This is a genomic window from Streptomyces sp. NPDC021356 (assembly GCF_040641015.1).
GTDB lineage: Bacteria > Actinomycetota > Actinomycetes > Streptomycetales > Streptomycetaceae > Streptomyces.
Genome location: NZ_JBFACU010000016.1, coordinates 200,636 through 217,512, shown reverse-complemented (window position 1 = coordinate 217,512; position 16,877 = coordinate 200,636). Strand labels below are relative to the sequence as shown.

General features: G+C 72.7%; 17 protein-coding genes, 1 pseudogene and 1 riboswitch. Of the genes and pseudogenes, 7 read left to right on the top strand and 11 right to left on the bottom strand.

The annotated features are described in order from the left end of the window. Positions 1 to 22: 22 nt before the first annotated feature. Positions 23 to 1,579 (bottom strand): ABC transporter substrate-binding protein, encoded by a 1,557-nt coding sequence (locus AB0G56_RS23205; RefSeq protein WP_360972231.1) that lies wholly within the window; start codon positions 1,577 to 1,579, stop codon positions 23 to 25. Between the two features lie 321 nt (positions 1,580 to 1,900). Beyond that, positions 1,901 to 2,140, bottom strand: a complete 240-nt coding sequence (locus AB0G56_RS23200; protein ID WP_360972229.1) for a hypothetical protein — start codon at positions 2,138 to 2,140, stop codon at positions 1,901 to 1,903. 103 nt (positions 2,141 to 2,243) lie between these two features. Between AB0G56_RS23200 and AB0G56_RS23195 the strand changes: the two genes are divergently transcribed. Further along, positions 2,244 to 3,512: a D-alanyl-D-alanine carboxypeptidase gene (locus AB0G56_RS23195; RefSeq protein ID WP_360972227.1), complete on the top strand. Its 1,269-nt coding sequence runs from the start codon at positions 2,244 to 2,246 to the stop codon at positions 3,510 to 3,512. Here the strand turns inward: AB0G56_RS23195 and AB0G56_RS23190 are convergent. Further along, entirely contained in the window at positions 3,487 to 4,431 is a 945-nt protein-coding gene (locus tag AB0G56_RS23190; protein ID WP_360972225.1) for a YihY/virulence factor BrkB family protein, read from the bottom strand. The two genes, AB0G56_RS23195 and AB0G56_RS23190, sit on opposite strands and share 26 nt — an antisense overlap. A gap of 137 nt (positions 4,432 to 4,568) precedes the next feature. Here AB0G56_RS23190 and AB0G56_RS23185 point away from each other — a divergent pair, with 137 nt between their 5' ends. Further along, on the top strand, positions 4,569 to 5,357 hold the full coding sequence (locus AB0G56_RS23185; RefSeq protein ID WP_360972267.1) for an SDR family NAD(P)-dependent oxidoreductase: 789 nt from the start codon (positions 4,569 to 4,571) through the stop codon (positions 5,355 to 5,357). Positions 5,358 to 5,399: 42 nt separating this feature from the next. Here AB0G56_RS23185 and AB0G56_RS23180 read toward each other — a convergent pair whose 3' ends face one another. From AB0G56_RS23180 to AB0G56_RS23165, 4 genes are all read right to left on the bottom strand, one after another. After that, a complete protein-coding gene (locus tag AB0G56_RS23180) occupies positions 5,400 to 5,981 on the bottom strand; it encodes a 2'-5' RNA ligase family protein (protein ID WP_360972223.1) in 582 nt (193 codons plus the stop codon). Between the two features lie 277 nt (positions 5,982 to 6,258). Next, entirely contained in the window at positions 6,259 to 7,269 is a 1,011-nt protein-coding gene (gene trpS / locus AB0G56_RS23175; RefSeq protein ID WP_360972265.1) for a tryptophan--tRNA ligase, read from the bottom strand. A gap of 277 nt (positions 7,270 to 7,546) precedes the next feature. Then, entirely contained in the window at positions 7,547 to 8,992 is a 1,446-nt protein-coding gene (locus AB0G56_RS23170; protein WP_360972221.1) for a glycine hydroxymethyltransferase, read from the bottom strand. Positions 8,993 to 9,027: 35 nt separating this feature from the next. Beyond that, a riboswitch (ZMP/ZTP riboswitch) is annotated at positions 9,028 to 9,142 on the bottom strand. Positions 9,143 to 9,199: 57 nt separating this feature from the next. Further along, positions 9,200 to 9,397: a hypothetical protein gene (locus AB0G56_RS23165; RefSeq protein ID WP_360972219.1), complete on the bottom strand. Its 198-nt coding sequence runs from the start codon at positions 9,395 to 9,397 to the stop codon at positions 9,200 to 9,202. Positions 9,398 to 9,618: 221 nt separating this feature from the next. Between AB0G56_RS23165 and AB0G56_RS23160 the strand changes: the two genes are divergently transcribed. Continuing rightward, the gene (locus AB0G56_RS23160; RefSeq protein WP_360972217.1) at positions 9,619 to 10,359 is read left to right on the top strand and encodes a MerR family transcriptional regulator; all 741 of its coding nucleotides are present in this window, start codon (positions 9,619 to 9,621) and stop codon (positions 10,357 to 10,359) included. Between the two features lie 47 nt (positions 10,360 to 10,406). Here AB0G56_RS23160 and AB0G56_RS23155 read toward each other — a convergent pair whose 3' ends face one another. Beyond that, positions 10,407 to 11,630 (bottom strand): glutathionylspermidine synthase family protein, encoded by a 1,224-nt coding sequence (locus tag AB0G56_RS23155; RefSeq protein ID WP_360972215.1) that lies wholly within the window; start codon positions 11,628 to 11,630, stop codon positions 10,407 to 10,409. Between the two features lie 8 nt (positions 11,631 to 11,638). Next, entirely contained in the window at positions 11,639 to 11,989 is a 351-nt protein-coding gene (locus AB0G56_RS23150; protein WP_360972213.1) for a hypothetical protein, read from the bottom strand. Positions 11,990 to 12,178: 189 nt separating this feature from the next. Here AB0G56_RS23150 and AB0G56_RS23145 point away from each other — a divergent pair, with 189 nt between their 5' ends. After that, the gene (locus AB0G56_RS23145) at positions 12,179 to 13,045 is read left to right on the top strand and encodes a hypothetical protein (RefSeq protein WP_360972263.1); all 867 of its coding nucleotides are present in this window, start codon (positions 12,179 to 12,181) and stop codon (positions 13,043 to 13,045) included. 313 nt (positions 13,046 to 13,358) lie between these two features. On the opposite strand, the gene AB0G56_RS23140 is transcribed toward AB0G56_RS23145, so the two are convergent. Beyond that, positions 13,359 to 14,747 (bottom strand): PLP-dependent aminotransferase family protein, encoded by a 1,389-nt coding sequence (locus AB0G56_RS23140; RefSeq protein ID WP_360972211.1) that lies wholly within the window; start codon positions 14,745 to 14,747, stop codon positions 13,359 to 13,361. Between the two features lie 47 nt (positions 14,748 to 14,794). Between AB0G56_RS23140 and AB0G56_RS23135 the strand changes: the two genes are divergently transcribed. From AB0G56_RS23135 to AB0G56_RS23125, 3 genes are read left to right on the top strand one after another with little or no spacing between them, the layout of a single operon-like run. Beyond that, positions 14,795 to 15,295, top strand: a complete 501-nt coding sequence (locus AB0G56_RS23135) for a carboxymuconolactone decarboxylase family protein (protein WP_360972209.1) — start codon at positions 14,795 to 14,797, stop codon at positions 15,293 to 15,295. After that, positions 15,292 to 15,735, top strand: a complete 444-nt coding sequence (locus AB0G56_RS23130) for a carboxymuconolactone decarboxylase family protein (protein WP_360972207.1) — start codon at positions 15,292 to 15,294, stop codon at positions 15,733 to 15,735. The genes AB0G56_RS23135 and AB0G56_RS23130 overlap by 4 nt, the downstream gene beginning before the upstream one ends. Beyond that, entirely contained in the window at positions 15,732 to 16,478 is a 747-nt protein-coding gene (locus AB0G56_RS23125) for an isocitrate lyase/phosphoenolpyruvate mutase family protein (RefSeq protein WP_360972205.1), read from the top strand. Before AB0G56_RS23130 ends, AB0G56_RS23125 begins: the two co-directional genes overlap by 4 nt. Before the next feature lie 6 nt (positions 16,479 to 16,484). Here AB0G56_RS23125 and AB0G56_RS23120 read toward each other — a convergent pair. Next, positions 16,485 to 16,754: pseudogene (locus AB0G56_RS23120) on the bottom strand (glycine betaine ABC transporter substrate-binding protein); the annotation flags it as partial. Positions 16,755 to 16,877: the final 123 nt, after the last annotated feature.

Sequence of the window (16,877 nt, the reverse complement as noted above, 5' to 3'; positions counted from 1 at the left end):
GGCGGGCTCTGCGCCCGGTGCCTCAGATCCAGTTGAGCTTCCAGAGCCGGAAGACGCCCGTGCCGTCCGACAGGTACTGGCCGCCGCCGACGTCCTCGCTGGTGACGACGTACTCCTTCTGCTGCCACAGCGGTACCAGCGGCACGTCGTCGGCCACCTTCGCCTGCAGGGAACGGAAGTCGGACGCCGCCCGGCTGCGGTCGGTGTACTGCCGGCTGTCGGAGACGAGCGCGTCGACGGCCTTGTTGCTGTAGCCGGTGTTCATGCTGCTGCCCGAGCCGACGAGCGGGCCGCCGAAGGTGTCCGGGTCCGGGTAGTCGGCGACCCAGCCGACCGCCCAGGCGTCCATCTTCCCGGCGGTGTACCGCTTCTGGAAGTCGGTCCACTCGTAACCCTTGACGTCGACCTTGAACAGGCCGCTCGACTCCAGCTGCCGCTTGATCTCCGCGGCCTCCTCGGCGCCCTGGCCGCGCCCCTCGCCGTAGCCGTAGGTGAACCGCACCGGGGTCGAGACCCCCGCCTCGGTCAGCAGCTGACGGGCCTTCTTGACGCTCTGCGCCGGGTAGGCGTCGAAGAAGGAGGTGGTGTGTCCGGTGATGCCGGCCGGGACCAGGGAGTACAGCGCGTCCACCGTGCCGTCGTAGACGGAGGTGACCAGCTGCTCGCGGTTGATCAGCCAGGCGATGGCGCGGCGGACCCGGACGTCGTGCAGCGGGGAGGAGGCGTGCGTGTTGAGGTACAGGTTGCGGGTCTCGGCGCTGTCGGACTCCGACACGCGCTGCGTGGGGTCGCTCGGGTTCAGCGCGGCGAGCAGCTTGGGCGTCAGCGTGCGGGTGGCGGCGTCGACCTGCCGGTCCTGCCAGGCCTTGTCGAGGGCGCTGCCCTCGGTGAAGTAGCGGACCTGGATGGGCCGTCCGGTGCCGCCGATGGCGCCCTTGTAGGAGCCGTTGGGCTTCAGGTCGGCGCTCTTGTCCTTGGTGTATCCGGTCAGGCGGTACGGTCCGGTGCCGTCGGCGTCGGTCCCGGTGCGCAGCGAGTTCAGCGCGTAGCGGGTGTGGTCGACGATGGAGCCGGCGCCGGTGGCGACCTTCAGCGGGAAGGTGGTGTCGGGCGTGGAGAGGTGGAAGGTGACGGTCATGCCGTCGGCGCCCACGGAGCCGAGGGTGGAGAACAGGGCCGACGGGCCGACCTTGGAGTCGATCTTCTTGACCCGGTCGAAGGAGTACTTGACGTCCTCGGCGGTCATCGTCCGCCCGCTCGGGAACTTCAGGCCGTCGCGCACCGTGCAGCGGTAGGTGCGCAGTCCGCCGCCGACGAAGCCGCAGTTCTTGGCCGCGTCGGGCACGGGCTGGGTGCCGTCGGGCTCGAAGGTGAGCAGCGACTGGAAGACGTTGCTGTACAGGGCCCAGGAGCCGGCGTCGTAGGCGCCCGCCGGGTCCAGCGCGGTGACGGCGTCCGTCGTGCCCAGGGTGATCGCCTTGTTCTTGTCGCCCTGGGACGGCAGGAGTTGCCAGCCGCCCACACCGACCACCGCCAGGACCAGCAGCGTCAGCAGAATCCGTATGCGAACCGACCGCATCGGTGATGCCCTCCCCAGGCCCTCAGGCCCTTCGCGAGCCGCTATGCGTATGCCACACCCCTCAGGGCCGCGCACACATAATCACACGACCCTCACGACGGGGAAGAGGATTCTGGAGGGGACGAAAAGACGTTATGAAGAAGTGTTTTCTCTTTGTTTCACAGGATGTCCTCAGGTGTCCCTCAGCGTGGCGATCAGCGCGCCTTTCGCACCCTTTGACCGATTTCGCCGACACGGACAGTAATGCATCGCGCATTTCGTCGATGACGTACATCACACCCCTACCGGACATCCCGTCAGCCGGATCCGGCGGCCGGAGCGTTATGACGTCCCGCGCAGTGCACGCAGTCCGCGCAACCCGAGGCCCCCGATGACCGTCCCCAATACGAAGGAGACGACCGCCAGCGTCAGGTGCACCCAGAAGTACGCCGTCGGATGACCGTCGTCGAACGCGAGCCCGCTGCTGTCCTTGACGAGATTCTTGACGAAAGTGACCCAGATGACCCAGCTCCACACCCCGAAGGCGAGCAGGAACCAGGAGACGGGGCGGCTGAGCTTCATACCTTCAGTATCGCTGCCGGGCCCCCGGCTCCGCGGCCGGGGTCGGGCCGGCAGCGGGGCCCGGGGCCCGGCCCCCGCGGACACGGCAGGTACGTTTCCGACCGTGTCCGCACCCTCCGCGACCGTCCGCCGCTCCGTCCTGGTCGCCTCCGCCGCCCTGCTGTCCGCCTCCCTCACCGCGCCCGCCGCCCTCGCCGCGCCGGCCCTGAAGACCGACTCCCCGGCCGCTCCCCCGGCCCACATGTCCGGCGTGGGCGGCACCCGGCTCGGGCAGGCGGGGACGCAGGTCAACCTGACCCCCGGCGTCCCGGTCCTGCCCAAGGACCTCTCCGGGCGCTCCTGGATCGTCGCGGACGCCGAGTCGGGGCAGGTGCTCGCCTCGCACAACGCGCACTGGCGGCTGCCCCCGGCCAGCACCCTGAAGATGCTGTTCGCCGACACGGTCCTGCCCAAGTTCCCGAAGACTCAGAAGCACAAGGTCGCCCCGAGCGACCTGGCCGGCATGGGCGAAGGCTCCAGCCTGGTGGGGATAAAGGAGAACGAGACCTACGCCGTCCACGACCTCTGGCTCGGCGTCTTCCTGCGGTCCGGCAACGACGCCGTGCACGTGCTGTCCGCGATGAACGGCGGCGTCCCCCAGACCGTCAAGGACATGAACGCGCACGCCCAGGACCTCCAGGCGCTCGACACGCACGTGGTGAGCCCGGACGGCTACGACGCGCCCGGCCAGGTGTCGTCGGCGTACGACCTCACCCTGTTCGCCCGCTCCGGGCTGCAGAAGAAGGACTTCCGGGAGTACTGCTCGACCGTGCGGGCCGAGTTCCCCGGGGAGACGAAGAAGGACAAGAAGGGCAAGACGTCCCGCGGTTCCTTCGAGATACAGAACACCAACCGGCTGCTGAGCGGCGACCCCGGCCTCTCGGTGTACCCGGGCATCGCGGGCGTCAAGAACGGCTACACCACCAACGCGGGCAACACCTTCACCGGCGTCGCCGAACGCAACGGCAAGGTGCTGCTCGTGACGGTGATGAACCCGCAGAAGACGGAGCACGACGAGGTCTACCGGGAGACCGGCCGGCTCTTCGACTGGGGCTTCAAGGCGGTCGGCAAGGTGCAGCCGGTGGGCACGCTGGTGGCGCCCAGGAGCGCCGCGGCCGGCGACGGGCAGCCGGGCTCGGCCCCGGCGGCCGGGCAGGCGGGCGGCCGGACGGCCGGGAGCGGGGCGAGCGCGTCCGCCAAGAGCGGCTCCGGCGGCATGGGTGTCGCTCTGGGGATCGCCGGGGGCGTGCTGGTGCTGCTCGCGGCGGGCGCCTTCCTGGTCAACCGCCGCTGGCCGCTGCCGGAGCTCATGCGGCGCCGCTCGCGCCCCTGAGCCTGCCGTCCGGGCCGTCCTCGCCGCCGTCCCCGCCACCGTCCTTGGGGCGGGCCTCGCCGCCCGCGTCCGCCTTGCTGCCGGTCGCGGTCCAGGACGCGCAGTACAGGACCAGTTTGGACGTGAAGTTGATCCACAGCAGCAGGGCGACGGGGACCCCGAAGGCGCCGTACATGCTCTTGGCCGCCACTCCCTGGATGTAGCCGCTGAGCAGCAGCTTCAGCAGTTCGAAGCCGATCGCGCCGAGCAGGGCGGCGACGAGGAGCCGGCGGCGCGGCGGTTCGGCGCCGGGCAGCAGGGTGAGGACGTAGAGCAGCACCAGGAAGTCGGCCAGCACGGCGACGGCGAACGCGATGACGCGCAGCACCACGCTGCCCGCGCCGTCCTCGCCGAGGCCGACCTGCCGCGACGTCCACCCGACGGCGGCCGAGGCGACGGTGGAGACGGCGAGCGTGACGACCACCGCGCCGCCGAACCCGACGAGGATCCCCGCGTCCTGGACCTTGCTCAGGACCGGGTTCTTCTCGGCGTCCGGCAGCTCCCACACCGCGCGCAGGCAGTCGCGCATCTGCCCCACCCAGCCCATGCCGGTGAACAGCAGGGCGGCCGCCGCGATGATCCCGACGGTGCCGGCGTTCTGCGCCAGGGAGGTGATGTGCAGCTGGTCGCCGAGGCCCGGGAACTGCTGGGCGATCTTGCCTTCGAGCGTGTGCTGCTGCCTGGTGCTGAGGGTGGCGGTGCCGATCGCGGCGGCCAGCGTCAGCAGCGGGAACAGCGCGATGAAGCTGACGAACGTCATGGCCGCGGCGAGGCGTGTCCACTTCACCCGGTCCAGGCGCTCGTACGACCGCCACGCGTGCGTCCGCATCAGACGGGCCAGCCACGGGCCGATCACGGGGAGGTTCTTCAGCCAGTCCATGATCGGACTTGTGCCCGCTCAGAGGCCGCGTCAACACCGCGTTTCTACGACAGAACGCCCATAAGCGGACGATACAGTCGTCTGCCGTGAAGGATGCCCTGGGTCCGCTGCCCCGTCCGCCCCGTTCGAGCCGTCTCCTGCCGCCGCCGGGCCTGGCCGGTCTCGGCGGCCGTGCCGAGGCCGGGCGGCTTCCCCGCTCCCTGCTCGTGCTCGGCGGCACCTCCGAGATCGCGCTGGCCACCGTCCGCCGGCTCGTCGCGCGCCGCACCCGCACGGTGTGGCTGGCGGGCCGGCCGTCCGCCGCGCTGGAGGAGGCGGCGGCCAGGCTGCGCGCCCTGGGCCCCGAGGTGCGCACCGTCGCCTTCGACGCGCTCGACCCCGGCGCCCACGAGGCGGTGCTCGGCAAGGTGTTCGCGGAGGGCGACATCGACATGGTGCTGCTCGCCTTCGGCGTTCTCGGCGACCAGGCGTACGACGAGCGGGAGCCGCTGAACGCGGTGTACGTCGCCCAGACCAACTACACCGGGGCGGTCTCCGCCGGCCTGGTGACCGCGCGGGCGCTGCAGAACCAGGGGCACGGCTCGCTGGTCGTCCTCTCCTCCGCCTCCGCCGAGCGGGCCCGCCGCACCGACTTCATCTTCGGCTCCAGCAAGGCGGGGCTGGACACCTTCACCGAGGGCCTGGGGCACGCGCTGCACGGGACGGGCGTGCACGTCATGGTCGTACGCCCGGGGTTCGTACGCTCCCGCGCCACCGCGGGCCGCGAGGTGCCGCCGCTGGCGAGCACGCCCGAGGAGGTCGCGACCGCCGTCGAACTGGGCCTGCGGCGACGCTCGGAGACGGTGTGGGTACCCGGCGTCCTGCGCGTGGTCACCACGGCACTGCGGCATCTGCCACGGAGGGTGTACCGGCGGCTGCCGCTGTAGGGCCACCGGGCGGGGCCAGACGGGAATCCGGCGACAGGACCTCTAGCGGGCGGGCAGGGTGCCGCGGTCCACGGAGGTCGCCTGCGGGGGGACGACCGTACGGCCGCCGAAGGAGAACTCCCGCAGCTTGCGCCACACCCCGTCGGCGCCCTGCTCGTGCAGGGCGAAACCGGTGCACGGCCACTGGGCCTCGTACCCGGCCAGTTCCTCGAAGGCGCGGTCCATCGCCGCGTCGTCGATGCCGTGCGCCACGGTGACGTGCGGGTGGTAGGGGAACTGGAGTTCGCGGGCGACGGGTCCGGAGGCGTCGCGGACCCGCTCCTGCAACCGGCTGCACGCCTCGGCGCCCTCGACGACCCGCAGGTACACCACGGGTGACAGCGGCCGGAAGGTGTCGGTGCCGGACAGCCGCATCGTGAAGGGCCGCCCGGCCGCCGCCACCTCGGTCAGGTGGGCCTCGACGGCCGGCAGCTCGGCGCGGTCCACCTCGGTCGGCGGCAGCAGCGTGACGTGCGTGGGGATACCGTGAGCCGCGGCGTCGCCGAAGCCCGCGCGCCGCTCCTGGAGCAGGCTGCCGTGAGGCTCCGGGACCGCGATCGACACGCCGATCGTTACGGTCCCCACGTCGTCTCCTGTCGTCGTGCCGGTGTCTGCTGTCGAGCAGGCTCGTCTTCTGTTGCGTTCTCGCGTGCGCTCGGGCGTTCTCGCGTGGTCCGTGCGTTCGCGCGTTCTCGCGCGTTCTTGTGCGGCCTCGCGTCGTCTTGCGCGTTCTCGTGCGTTCCCGGCCGTTTCGTCCCGGCCGTCCGGCTATCGACTGTACGACCACGGACCGGCGATGGGCAGGCGCAGCGGCAGTGATGTGCGGCGCTCTGCCCCTCGCGGATGCGAGCGGTGGTGCGCCTCAGTGCTTGGCCGGCAGGAAGCCCACCCTGTCGTACGCCTGGGAGAGGGTCTCCGCGGCCACCGCACGCGCCTTCTCGGCGCCCTTGGCCAGGATGGAGTCCAGCGTCTCCGGGTCGTCCAGGTACTGCTGGGTCTGCTCCCGGAACGGCGTCACGAACTCGACCATGACGTCGGCGAGGTCCGTCTTGAGCGCGCCGTAGCCCTTGCCCTCGTACTTCTGTTCCAGGGCGTCGACGGCGGTGCCGGTGAGGGTCGAGTAGATGGAGAGCAGGTTGCTGACGCCGGGCTTGGTCTCCCGGTCGAAGCGGATCACCGTGTCGGTGTCGGTGACCGCGCTCCTGACCTTCTTCGCGGTGGTCTTCGGGTCGTCCAGGAGGTTGATCAGGCCCTTGGGCGTGGAGGCCGACTTGCTCATCTTGATCGACGGGTCCTGGAGGTCGTAGATCTTCGCCGTCTCCTTGAGGATGTACGCGGAGGGGACGGTGAAGGTCTCGCCGAAGCGGCCGTTGAAACGCTCGGCGAGGTCGCGGGTCAGCTCGACGTGCTGGCGCTGGTCCTCGCCCACCGGGACCTCGTGGGCCTGGTAGAGAAGGATGTCGGCGACCTGGAGGACCGGGTACGTGAACAGGCCGACGGAGGCCCGGTCGGCGCCCTGCCGGGCGGACTTGTCCTTGAACTGGGTCATCCGCGACGCCTCGCCGAAGCCGGTGAGGCAGTTCATGACCCAGGCGAGCTGGGCGTGCTCGGGGACGTGGCTCTGGACGAAGAGCGTGCAGCGCTCCGGGTCGAGGCCGGCGGCCAGCAGCTGGGCGGCGGCGAGCCGGGTGTTGGCGCGCAGCTCGGCCGGGTCCTGCGGGACCGTGATCGCGTGCAGGTCGACGACCATGTAGAAGGCGTCGTGGGACTCCTGCAGGGCCACCCACTGGCGGACGGCGCCGAGGTAGTTGCCGAGGTGGAACGAGCCTGCGGTGGGCTGGATTCCGGAGAGCACACGCGGACGATGCTGCATGGCGAAGCCATTCCCCTGAGGGCGGTGGTGGGCGACGGGCGGGCGGTCGTTGGCCATGCTCACCATTCTCTCAGGAAACGGTGCCCGATCCGGAACGGGCCGGAAACAGGTGGGAACCGGGTAGAGAGCCGCGGGCGTCGGTCGTCGCCGATGAGACGGGGAACACAGTGCGTGCGGCGGCCCGGCGTGGGGCCGGGCCGCCGTGGGAGGGGCCGGGACGGGAGCCGGCGGAAGCTGACCGCAGCCGACGGGAGCCGGCCGGCCGGTGGGGGCCGGGTCAGCCGAGGTCGATCTCCGGGTAGAGCGGGAAGCCCGCGACGAGGTCCGTGGCCCGGTGGGCGATCTCCTCCGCGATCTTCGGATCGAGGACGTGCTGGGCCTTGGAGGGGCCGCCCTTGGCGGTGGTGCCGGGCTCGGTGGCCGTCAGGACGCGGTCGATCAGTCCGGCGACCTCGTCCATCTCGGCGGTGCCCAGGCCACGGGTGGTCAGGGCCGGCGTCCCGATGCGGACACCGGAGGTGTACCAGGCGCCGTTGGGGTCGGCGGGGATCGCGTTGCGGTTGGTGACGATGCCGGATTCGAGCAGCGCGGCCTCGGCCTGCCGGCCGGTGAGGCCGTAGGAGGAGGCGACGTCGATCAGGTTGAGGTGGTTGTCCGTGCCGCCGGTCACCAGGGTCGCGCCCCGGCGCATCAGGCCCTCGGCCAGGGCGCGGGAGTTGTCGACGATGCGCTGGGCGTAGTCCTGGAAGGAGGGCTGCCGGGCCTCGGCCAGCGCGACGGCCTTGGCGGCCATGACGTGCGGGAGCGGGCCGCCCAGGACCATGGGGCAGCCGCGGTCGACCTGGTCCTTGAGGGAGTCGTCGCACAGGACCATGCCGCCGCGCGGGCCGCGCAGGGACTTGTGGGTGGTGGTGGTGACGATCTGGGCGTGCGGGACCGGGTCGAAGTCGCCGGTGAGGACCTTGCCTGCGACCAGGCCGGCGAAGTGGGCCATGTCGACCATGAGCGTGGCGCCGACCTCGTCGGCGATCTCCCGCATGATCCGGAAGTTCACGAGACGGGGATAGGCGGAGTAGCCGGCCACGATGATGAGCGGCTTGAACTCGCGGGCGGTGGCGCGCAGGGCCTCGTAGTCGAGGAGGCCGGTGGCCGGGTCGGTGCCGTAGGAGCGCTGGTCGAACATCTTGCCGGAGATGTTCGGGCGGAAGCCGTGGGTGAGGTGGCCGCCGGCGTCCAGCGACATGCCGAGCATGCGCTGGTTGCCGAAGGCGCGGCGCAGCTCGGCCCAGTCCTCGTCGGAGAGGTCGTTGACCTGGCGGACGCCGGCCTTCTCCAGGGCGGGCAGTTCGACGCGCTGGGCGAGGACGGACCAGAAGGCGACGAGGTTGGCGTCGATGCCGGAGTGCGGCTGGACGTAGGCGTGGCGGGCGCCGAAGAGTTCCCTGGCGTGCTCGGCGGCCAGCGACTCGACGGTGTCGACGTTGCGGCAGCCGGCGTAGAAGCGGCGGCCGATGGTCCCCTCGGCGTACTTGTCGCTGAACCAGTTGCCCATGGCCAGGAGGGTGGCCGGGGAGGCGTAGTTCTCGGAGGCGATCAGCTTGAGCATCTCGCGCTGGTCGGTGACCTCCTGGCCGATGGCGTCGGCGACGCGGGGCTCGACGGCGCGGATCACGTCGAGGGCGGCACGGAAGGCGGTGGACTCGTTGGAGAGGGGCGCAGACATGTCGGGGGACCTCCGGACGTGGCGTTCGGCGTTCACGGTACGGCCCAGGCGCACGGCACACTTTCTGCTCGGGCCGCTTCCCGATGGTCGGTCCCATCTTCGGCCCCCGGCACCACGCCAGGGTCCTGCGCGCCAGTCACGGCCCGCAGGTCAGCCTACCGGGCGGCCGGTCCCAGGACGCCGCGACGTCCACCATGCGAGCGGGGGTCAGGCGTCGGCGGCGCCGACGACGCGCCAGTGGCCGACCTCCTGGTGGGCGGAGTCGTGGACGGCCGAGCCGTCACCGGGTACGAGCGCGTAGTGGTGGAGGTTGCCGCCCCAGTACCGCAGGATGCGGCCCAGTTCGCGCGCCCTGTCCTCGGCCGGCTGTGCGGCGTCCACCGTGACCTCCAGGACGAACTTCACGTCCGTCGCCTCCCCTCGGGCGGGGTCCGGGCGTGCGGCGGCCCGGGCCTGTGTGAGTCTGTGGTCTCCATTGTTTCATTCAAGTGCTCATGGGGACTTTGCTCGCCTTCCCGGCTGGTCGGGCGGGACGAGTGTCCGGAAAGTCTCAACCAGGGGGGAGGGACCGAATGGCAGGCCGAGGGGAAGACAGGGACCGGGCGGAGGACCGGAGGGAAGGCCGGGTGGAAGGCCGGGTGGAGGGCCGGGTGGAGGGCCGGGGGCGGATCGGCGAGCTGGCGCGGTCGGCGGGGGTGTCGGTGCAGCAGGTCCGCAACTACGTCGACAGCGGGCTCCTGCCGCCGGTCGGGCGCACCGCCTCCGGCTACCGGGTCTTCACCGCCGCGCACGCCGACGCCCTGGCCACGGCCCGTGAGCTGGCCGGCGGTCACGGGTGGCCGACCGCGCGGACGGTCATGCGCGCCGTCCACGCGGGGGACCTGCGGACGGCACTCGCCGCCCTCGACGCGAGCCATGCCCGGCTGGACCGGGAGCGCGCCGAACTGGCCGCCGTGGGCGAGGCGCTGGCGACCGTCCTGGCGGACGGCACCTTCGCCCCGTCCGCCGGGCGCCGCCCGCCGCGCATCGGGGAGGCCGCCCGCGCCGTGGGGGTGAAACCGCCGGTGCTGCGCCTGTGGGAGGAGCGGGGGCTGCTGCGGCCGGACCGGGAGCCGGGCACGGGCTACCGCCGCTACCCCGGGCCCGAGCTGCAGGCGGCGCACATCGTGGCGCTGCTGCGCCGGGGCGGGCACCCGCTCGCCGCCGTCGGGACGGTCCTGGCCGAGTTGCGGGCCGTCGGCGATCCCGGGCGGGTGCGTGGTGAACTCGCCGCGCGGGAGGACGAGCTGCACCGCCGCAGCCTGCGGCGGCTCGCGGCGTCCGCCGCCCTGCACGCCCACCTGCGCAGCCTCGGCCACCTCGCCTGACCGCCGGGGCCAAAGCGGGACGCCTCAGGTGAGCGCTCCGGAGGCGGTCAGAGGATCACGTGCGGGACGAAGCGGGCGTACTCGTCGGTGATCAGGCCGGACGACTCGCGGATGCCGAGCCCGGCGGACTCGTCCTCGACGACCCAGGCGCCGAGGACGACGTGGTTGCCGTCGAAGGCGGGCAGCGGGGCGAGGGCCTGGTAGCAGCAGGCCTCGTCGCGCAGGACGGGAGCGGCGCCCGGCGCGTGCAGGGTCACTCCGGCGCCCTCGCGGCCGAGCAGCGGTTTGGCGACGTAGCCGGTGGAGTCCGCCAGTTCGCGGGGGCCGTCGAGGTAGGCGGGGAGGAGGTTGGGGTGGCCGGGGTACAGCTCCCAGAGGATCGCCAGCAGCGCCTTGTTGCTCAGCAGCATCTTCCAGGCGGGCTCGATCCACAGGGTGGAGCCGGTGCCGCCGCCGTTGTCGAGGGTGTCCAGGACGTGACCGGCGAAGCGGTCCGTGGTCAGCCACTCCCACGGGTAGAGCTTGAAGATGCTGCGGATGAACCGCAGGCCGTTGTCCACGAAACGGCCGGACAGCGGGTCCCAGCCGATCTCCTCCACGGAGGTCCACTCGGTGTCCAGGCCGGCCTGCTCGGCGGTCTCCTTCAGGTAGGCGACCGTCATCAGGTCCTCGCCGAGTTCGTCCTCGACGGAGTGCGCGAAGTGCAGCGGGCTGCCCGGCGGCAGCAGGCGGGCCTGTTTCCGCCAGGCGGCGACGAGGCGGTCGTGCAGCGAGTTCCACTGGTCGGCGCCGGGGAAGCGGTCCTCCATCCAGAACCACTGGGGCGAGGCGGCCTCGACCAGGGAGGTGGGCGTGTCCGCGTTGTACTCCAGCAGCTTGGCCGGTCCCGAGCCGTCGTAGCGGAGGTCGAAGCGGCCGTAGACGGAGGGGAGTTCGGCGCGGCGCCGCCAGGCCTCGGCGACGGCGTCGGCGACCCGCGGGTCGGTGATGCCGAGGTCCGCGAAACGGCCGGTGGTGACGATGTGTCCGGCCGCGGCCAGGCACATGCGGTGCAGTTCCTCGACGACGTCCTCCAGCGCCTCCACCTCGGGGAGCGAGAAGACGTAGCAGGCGCTCTCGTCCCAGTAGGGCACCCAGGCGTCGTCGGGGACGGGTCTCCCCGCGGCCCGGGCGGCCTCGAAGTCCGGCGGGAGGGTGAGCGGGTAGATCAGCCCCTGCGCCTCGACGGTCTGCTGCCAGCCGGGCCGGGGTTCGAGGGTGCGGCGCTCCATGTCCGGCCTCAGCCGCCGGACTTGCCGTGGCCGCCGCCGAAGCCGCCGCGGTCGACGCCGCCGTGGCTGCCGCCGGACCCGGAGCCGCCGGAGCCCTTGCGCGGCTTGGTGAACGAGCCGCCCTGGACCCAGCCGCCGCTCTTCTTGCCGCCGTAGTACCAGGTGCCGCCGTAGGAGGACTTGGTGGACTTGCAGTTCTTGTCGGAGACGACCCGGTAGCCCTTGGAGAGGGAGTAACTGTCACGGTCGACGCACCGCTTGTCCGGGTCGGAGGAGCAGGAGGTGAGCGCGGCGGCGAGCAGCCCCATGCCACCGAGTACGACCGTGCCCGAACGAAGTCGCCGACGTGTGTCCGCCATGTCCCTGTCTCCCCGTTGTCGTTCCCGCTGCCGCTGCCGTGCGATTGTCCGTGGTGCGGTCACCCGGCGGCCAGGTCCCGTCGGCCGGTTCCTGACATTCGCGTCGGCCAGCCTAGAGAGCGGTGAGAACACCGGTGCGGGCGGCCCCGCCCTCCTCCGCTCGCCTACAGTCACTTCGTGCTCTTTGGAATGGTGTGCGCGCTCGGCGCGGCGGTGTGTTTCGGTACGGCGACGGTGTTCCAGGCGGTCGCCGCCCGGGCAGCGGCCGGTTCGGGCGGCGGAGGGACGGGTGCGGGCGGGGACGCGGCGCTGCTGCTGCGGGCGCTGCGGCAGTGGCGGTACCTGCTGGGCCTGGGCCTGGACGGCCTGGGATTCGTCCTTCAGATCGTGGCCCTGCGGTCCCTGCCGATCTACGCCGTGGGCGCCGCGCTGGCCTCCAGCCTGGCGGTGACGGCGGTGGTGGCGGCCCGGCTGCTGCGGGTACGGCTGAAAGGCACGGAGTGGGCCGCGGTGGGCGTGGTCTGCGCGGGCCTCGGGATGCTCGGGCTGGCGTCGGGCGCCGAGGGCCACCAGGCCGGTTCGGCCGCCCTGAAGTGGGCGATGCTCGCGGCCGGGCTGGCCGTGCTGGCCCTGGGCGCGGTGGCCGGACGCCTGCCCGAACGGGGCCGGGCGCTGCTGCTCGGCCTGGGCGCGGGCCTCGGTTTCGGCGTGGTCGAGGTGACGGTACGGCTGATCGACTCGCTCGCCCCGTCGACGCTGTTCACCAACCCGGCGACGTACGCCCTCGTCCTGGGCGGCGGCGCCGCGTTCCTACTGCTCACCTCGGCCCTTCAGCGCGGCTCGGTGACGACGGCCACCGCCGGCCTGGTCATCGGCGAGACGATCGGCCCGGCGGCGGTCGGCGTGGTGTGGCTCGGGGACCGCACCCGGGACGGTCTGGCGTGGCTGGCGGTGCTCGGCTTCGCGGTGGCGGTCGCCGGGGCGCTCGCGCTGGCCCGGTTCGGGGAGGCACCGGTGGAGGAAGCGGCGCAGGAGGAGACCGCCGGGTCGGTCTGAGCCCGACCGAAGCAGGCTCGTACGGCAGGCGCCCGGGGGCACCCCTGAGCGGCCTCGCGACGCAGGCGGCCTGAGCCTCGTCGCGGGACCGGCGCGCGGGACGAGGGACGGGGTGCCCGACGCAGGCTCGTACGGCAGGCGCGCGGGGCGAGGGTCGCAGTACGCCCGGACCAGGCCCGTACGGCAGGCGCGCGGGCGGCCCGGGTCCGCTCGCGCGCCGGGCACCCGAGGCGGGCGGCCCGGCCACGCTCTCCAGCCGGGCGCACCACGCGGCACCGGGCCCGTTCGCTCGGCAGCCGGGTCCGCGCCGTGTTCAGGGCAGGGCCCGGCACAGTGCGGCCAGGGCCGCCGGCCAGGCGTGGTCCGGTGGGGTGGCGTAGCCGACGACCAGGGCGTCCACCGCGGGCCCGGTGGCCGCCTCGTGGCGGAAGCGGGTGAGGCCGTAGAGCGCGAGGTCCTGCCAGGCGGCTGCCTGGACCACGGCCTGTTCGGTGCCCGTGGGCAGGCGCAGGACGGCGTGCAGGCCGGCGGCGATGCCCGTGGGGCGGACGGTGGGGGCCTCGTCGGCCAGCGCCTCGACCAGGGCGTCACGGCGACGGCGGTAGCGCAGGCGGGCGGCGCGCACATGGCGGTCGTAGGCGCCGGAGGTGATGAACTCCGCCAGGGTCAACTGGTCGAGGACGCCGCAGACCTCGGCGTGGCCCTTGGCGGCGGCCACCGCCTCCGCCAGGGGCGGCGGCAGCACCATCCAGGCCAGGCGCAGGCCGGGGGCCAGGGACTTGCTGGCGGTGCCGAGGTAGACGACGTGGCCGGGCAGGAGCCCTTGGAGCGCGCCGACGGGCTGGCGGTCGTAGCGGAACTCGCCGTCGTAGTCGTCCTCCAGGATCAGCCCGCCGGTGCGCCGCGCCCAGTCGGTGACGGCCGCGCGCCTCTCCGGCGGCAGGGCGACGCCCATCGGGAACTGGTGCGAGGGCGTGAGCAGGACCGCCCCGGTGTCCGCGTCCACGCCGGTGACGGTGCCCCGTTCGTCGAAGGGCAGCGGGCGGGTGCGCAGCCCGGCCCGGGTCAGGAGGTCCCAGTGCAGGTCGAGGCCGTAGGACTCGACGGCGACCGTGGTCGTCCCGCGTTCCCGCAGCACCTCGCCGAGGATCCGCAGACCGTGTGCGAACCCCGCGCACACCAGGATGTTCTCCGGTGCGGTCCGCACCCCGCGCACCCGGGCGAGGTAGCCGGCGAGGGCGGTGCGCAGTTCCGGACGGCCGCGCGGGTCGCCGTAGCCGAGGGCGTGGTGGGGGGCTGCGGTCAGCGCGCGCCGCGCGGCCTTGAGCCACTCGGCGCGGGGGAAGGAGGCCAGGTCCGGGCTGCCGGGGCGCAGGTCGTGCAGGGGGCGGTGGGGTGCGCGGCGCGGGCCGGGGGTCCCGGTGGGCGGGGCGGCCGGTGCCCGGTCGGCGACGTGCGTGCCCGAGCCCTGGCGGGCGGTGAGCCAGCCCTCGGCGACGAGGTCGGCGTAGGCGTCGGCGACCGTGTTGCGGGCGAGGCCCAGGTCGGCGGCGAGGCTGCGGGAGGAGGGCAGCCGGGTGCCGGGGGCGAGGCGGCCGGTGCGGACGGCTTCGCGCAGGGCGTCGGTCAGCCCGCGGCGCACACCGCCCCCGGCCGGTTCCAGGTGGAGGTCGATGCCCAGAGTGGCCCACGTTCTCGCCATGGAAATGGACCATACTCCTGGGACGCTTCCCGCCTAGGGTCGAGGGCATGAGCACTGCTGAGGAAACCGTCGAGTACGCCGCCGAACAGGCGCCCCGGATGCCCTGGGCCCGGCACGCCCCCGAGGTCTACAAGGCCATGATCCGCCTGGACACCGCCGCCAAGCAGGGTCTTGAGCCCCGGCTGCTGGAGCTGGTGAAGATCCGGGCCTCGCAGATCAACCACTGCGGCTTCTGCCTGGACATGCACACCAAGGACGCGCTCGCGGCGGGCGAGAGCGTCGAGCGGATCGTGCAGCTCAGCGCGTGGGCGGAGTCGCGGCACTACTACACCGGCAAGGAGCTGGCCGCCATCGAGCTGACGGAGGCGGTCACCGTCCTGACCGACGGCTTCGTGCCGGACGCGGTGTACGAGAAGGCCGCCGCGCACTTCGAGGAGGCCGAACTGGCCCAGCTGATCGCCGCGATCGCGGTGATCAACGCCTGGAACCGGTTCGGCGTGAGCACCCGCATGGCGCCGGGCCACTACCAGCCGGGGCAGCACAAGTGAACCGTTCCCGCTTCCTGGACCCGCAGGTGTTCCAGGCGATGTCCGCGCTGAGCGCGGCGGCGAAGAAGGGGCTGGGCGACCCGGTCCTCGCCGAACTGGTCATGATCCGGGCCTCGCAGATCAACCACTGCGCCTTCTGCCTGGACATGCACCTCCGGGCCGCCCGGAAGGACGGCGAGTCGGAGGACCGTCTCCAGCTCCTCGACGCCTGGGAGGAGACCGAGGACCTCTACACCGCGCGGGAGCGTGCCGCGCTGGCGCTGACCGAGGCGGTGACCGTCCTCACCGACGGGTTCGTGCCGGACGCGGTGTACGAGAAGGCCGCCGCGCACTTCCAGGAGGCCGAACTCGCCCATCTCATCGCCCTGATCACCGTCATCAACGGCTGGAACCGCCTGATGGTCACCCGCCGCGTACCGCCGGGAGGCCTCCAGACATGAGCGGTTCCGCCGTCTTCCGCGCCCTGCACCACCGGCGCCCGCCCGGTGATCCGCTGGTCCTTCCGGGCCCCTGGGACGCGGCCAGCGCCCGGGTGTTCGCGCAGGCCGGGTTCCCCGCGCTCGCCACGCCCAGTGCGGGCGTCGCCGCCTCCCTCGGGTACGAGGACGGGTCCACGCCGGTGGAGGAGATGTTCGCCGCCGTGGCGCGCATCGCGCGGGCGGTGGACGTGCCGGTGTCGGCCGACGTCGAGGCAGGGTACGGGCTCCCGGCGAAGGAGCTGGTGGAGCGGCTGCTGGAGGCCGGCGCCGTGGGCTGCAACCTCGAGGACTCCGACGGGGGTGTCCTCAAAGACCCGCACGAGCAGGCGGAGTTCCTCGCCGAGGTCCGTGCGGCCGCCGGTGACCGGTTGTTCCTCAACGCCCGCGTCGACACGTTCGCGCACGGCGACGGCGATCCCGAACAGGCCGTCCGCCGGGCGGCGCTCTACGTGGCGGCGGGCGCGGACTGCGTGTATCCGATCCTCGCCCCGGTTCAGGTGCTGCCCCTGCTGCGGGCCCAGATCCAGGGCCCGCTGAACGTGCTGGCCCGGCTGGACGACGGTGGTCCCTCGCCCGCGGAGCTGGGCGGGCTCGGGGCCACCCGGATCACCTTCGGGCCGGGGTTGCAGCGGCGGGCCGCGCAGGCGCTGCGGGGGATCGCGCAGGGGCTGACCGGGACGGCCGGTCCGGCCGGGCTCGGCTGACGCGGCTCAGGACAGCCACTTCCGCCACACCGAGGGGTGGCTGTCCACCCACTTCTTCGCCGCCTGGCCCGGGGCCGTCTTCTGGTCGGCGATCATCAGGGAGACCTCGTTCTGGTCCTGTGTCGTCCACTTGAACTTCTTCAGGAACGCCGCCGCCCTGCCGCCCGACTTCGCGAATCTGGCGTTGAGGTACTTCTGCAGCGGGGTGCGCGGGTAGGCGCAGGCGGCCTTCGCCGCGTCCGCGTCGCAGCCCTCCCGGTACGGCGGCAGCCTCACCGGGTGTCACCCACAGGGACCGGCCTGCCCCTCCCCTCGGATTGCATGCGCGATCGATGGGCCGCTTGTGAGGGGTGGGACGTGCGGGGAACGCCGCGGGGCGGCGCGGACGGCGGGCCTTCG

What these genes read in the sequence shown, in the direction of transcription:
- AB0G56_RS23205 (WP_360972231.1), bottom strand. Translation starts at nt 1,579, where the DNA reads ATGCGGTCGGTTCGCATACGGATTCTGCTGACGCTGCTGGTCCTGGCG.
- AB0G56_RS23200 (WP_360972229.1), bottom strand. Translation starts at nt 2,140, where the DNA reads ATGAAGCTCAGCCGCCCCGTCTCCTGGTTCCTGCTCGCCTTCGGGGTG.
- AB0G56_RS23190 (WP_360972225.1), bottom strand. Translation starts at nt 4,431, where the DNA reads ATGGACTGGCTGAAGAACCTCCCCGTGATCGGCCCGTGGCTGGCCCGT.
- trpS (WP_360972265.1), bottom strand. Translation starts at nt 7,269, where the DNA reads ATGCAGCATCGTCCGCGTGTGCTCTCCGGAATCCAGCCCACCGCAGGC.
- AB0G56_RS23170 (WP_360972221.1), bottom strand. Translation starts at nt 8,992, where the DNA reads ATGTCTGCGCCCCTCTCCAACGAGTCCACCGCCTTCCGTGCCGCCCTC.
- AB0G56_RS23155 (WP_360972215.1), bottom strand. Translation starts at nt 11,630, where the DNA reads ATGGAGCGCCGCACCCTCGAACCCCGGCCCGGCTGGCAGCAGACCGTC.
- AB0G56_RS23150 (WP_360972213.1), bottom strand. Translation starts at nt 11,989, where the DNA reads ATGGCGGACACACGTCGGCGACTTCGTTCGGGCACGGTCGTACTCGGT.
- AB0G56_RS23145 (WP_360972263.1), top strand. Translation starts at nt 12,179, where the DNA reads ATGGTGTGCGCGCTCGGCGCGGCGGTGTGTTTCGGTACGGCGACGGTG.
- AB0G56_RS23140 (WP_360972211.1), bottom strand. Translation starts at nt 14,747, where the DNA reads ATGGCGAGAACGTGGGCCACTCTGGGCATCGACCTCCACCTGGAACCG.
- AB0G56_RS23135 (WP_360972209.1), top strand. Translation starts at nt 14,795, where the DNA reads ATGAGCACTGCTGAGGAAACCGTCGAGTACGCCGCCGAACAGGCGCCC.
- AB0G56_RS23125 (WP_360972205.1), top strand. Translation starts at nt 15,732, where the DNA reads ATGAGCGGTTCCGCCGTCTTCCGCGCCCTGCACCACCGGCGCCCGCCC.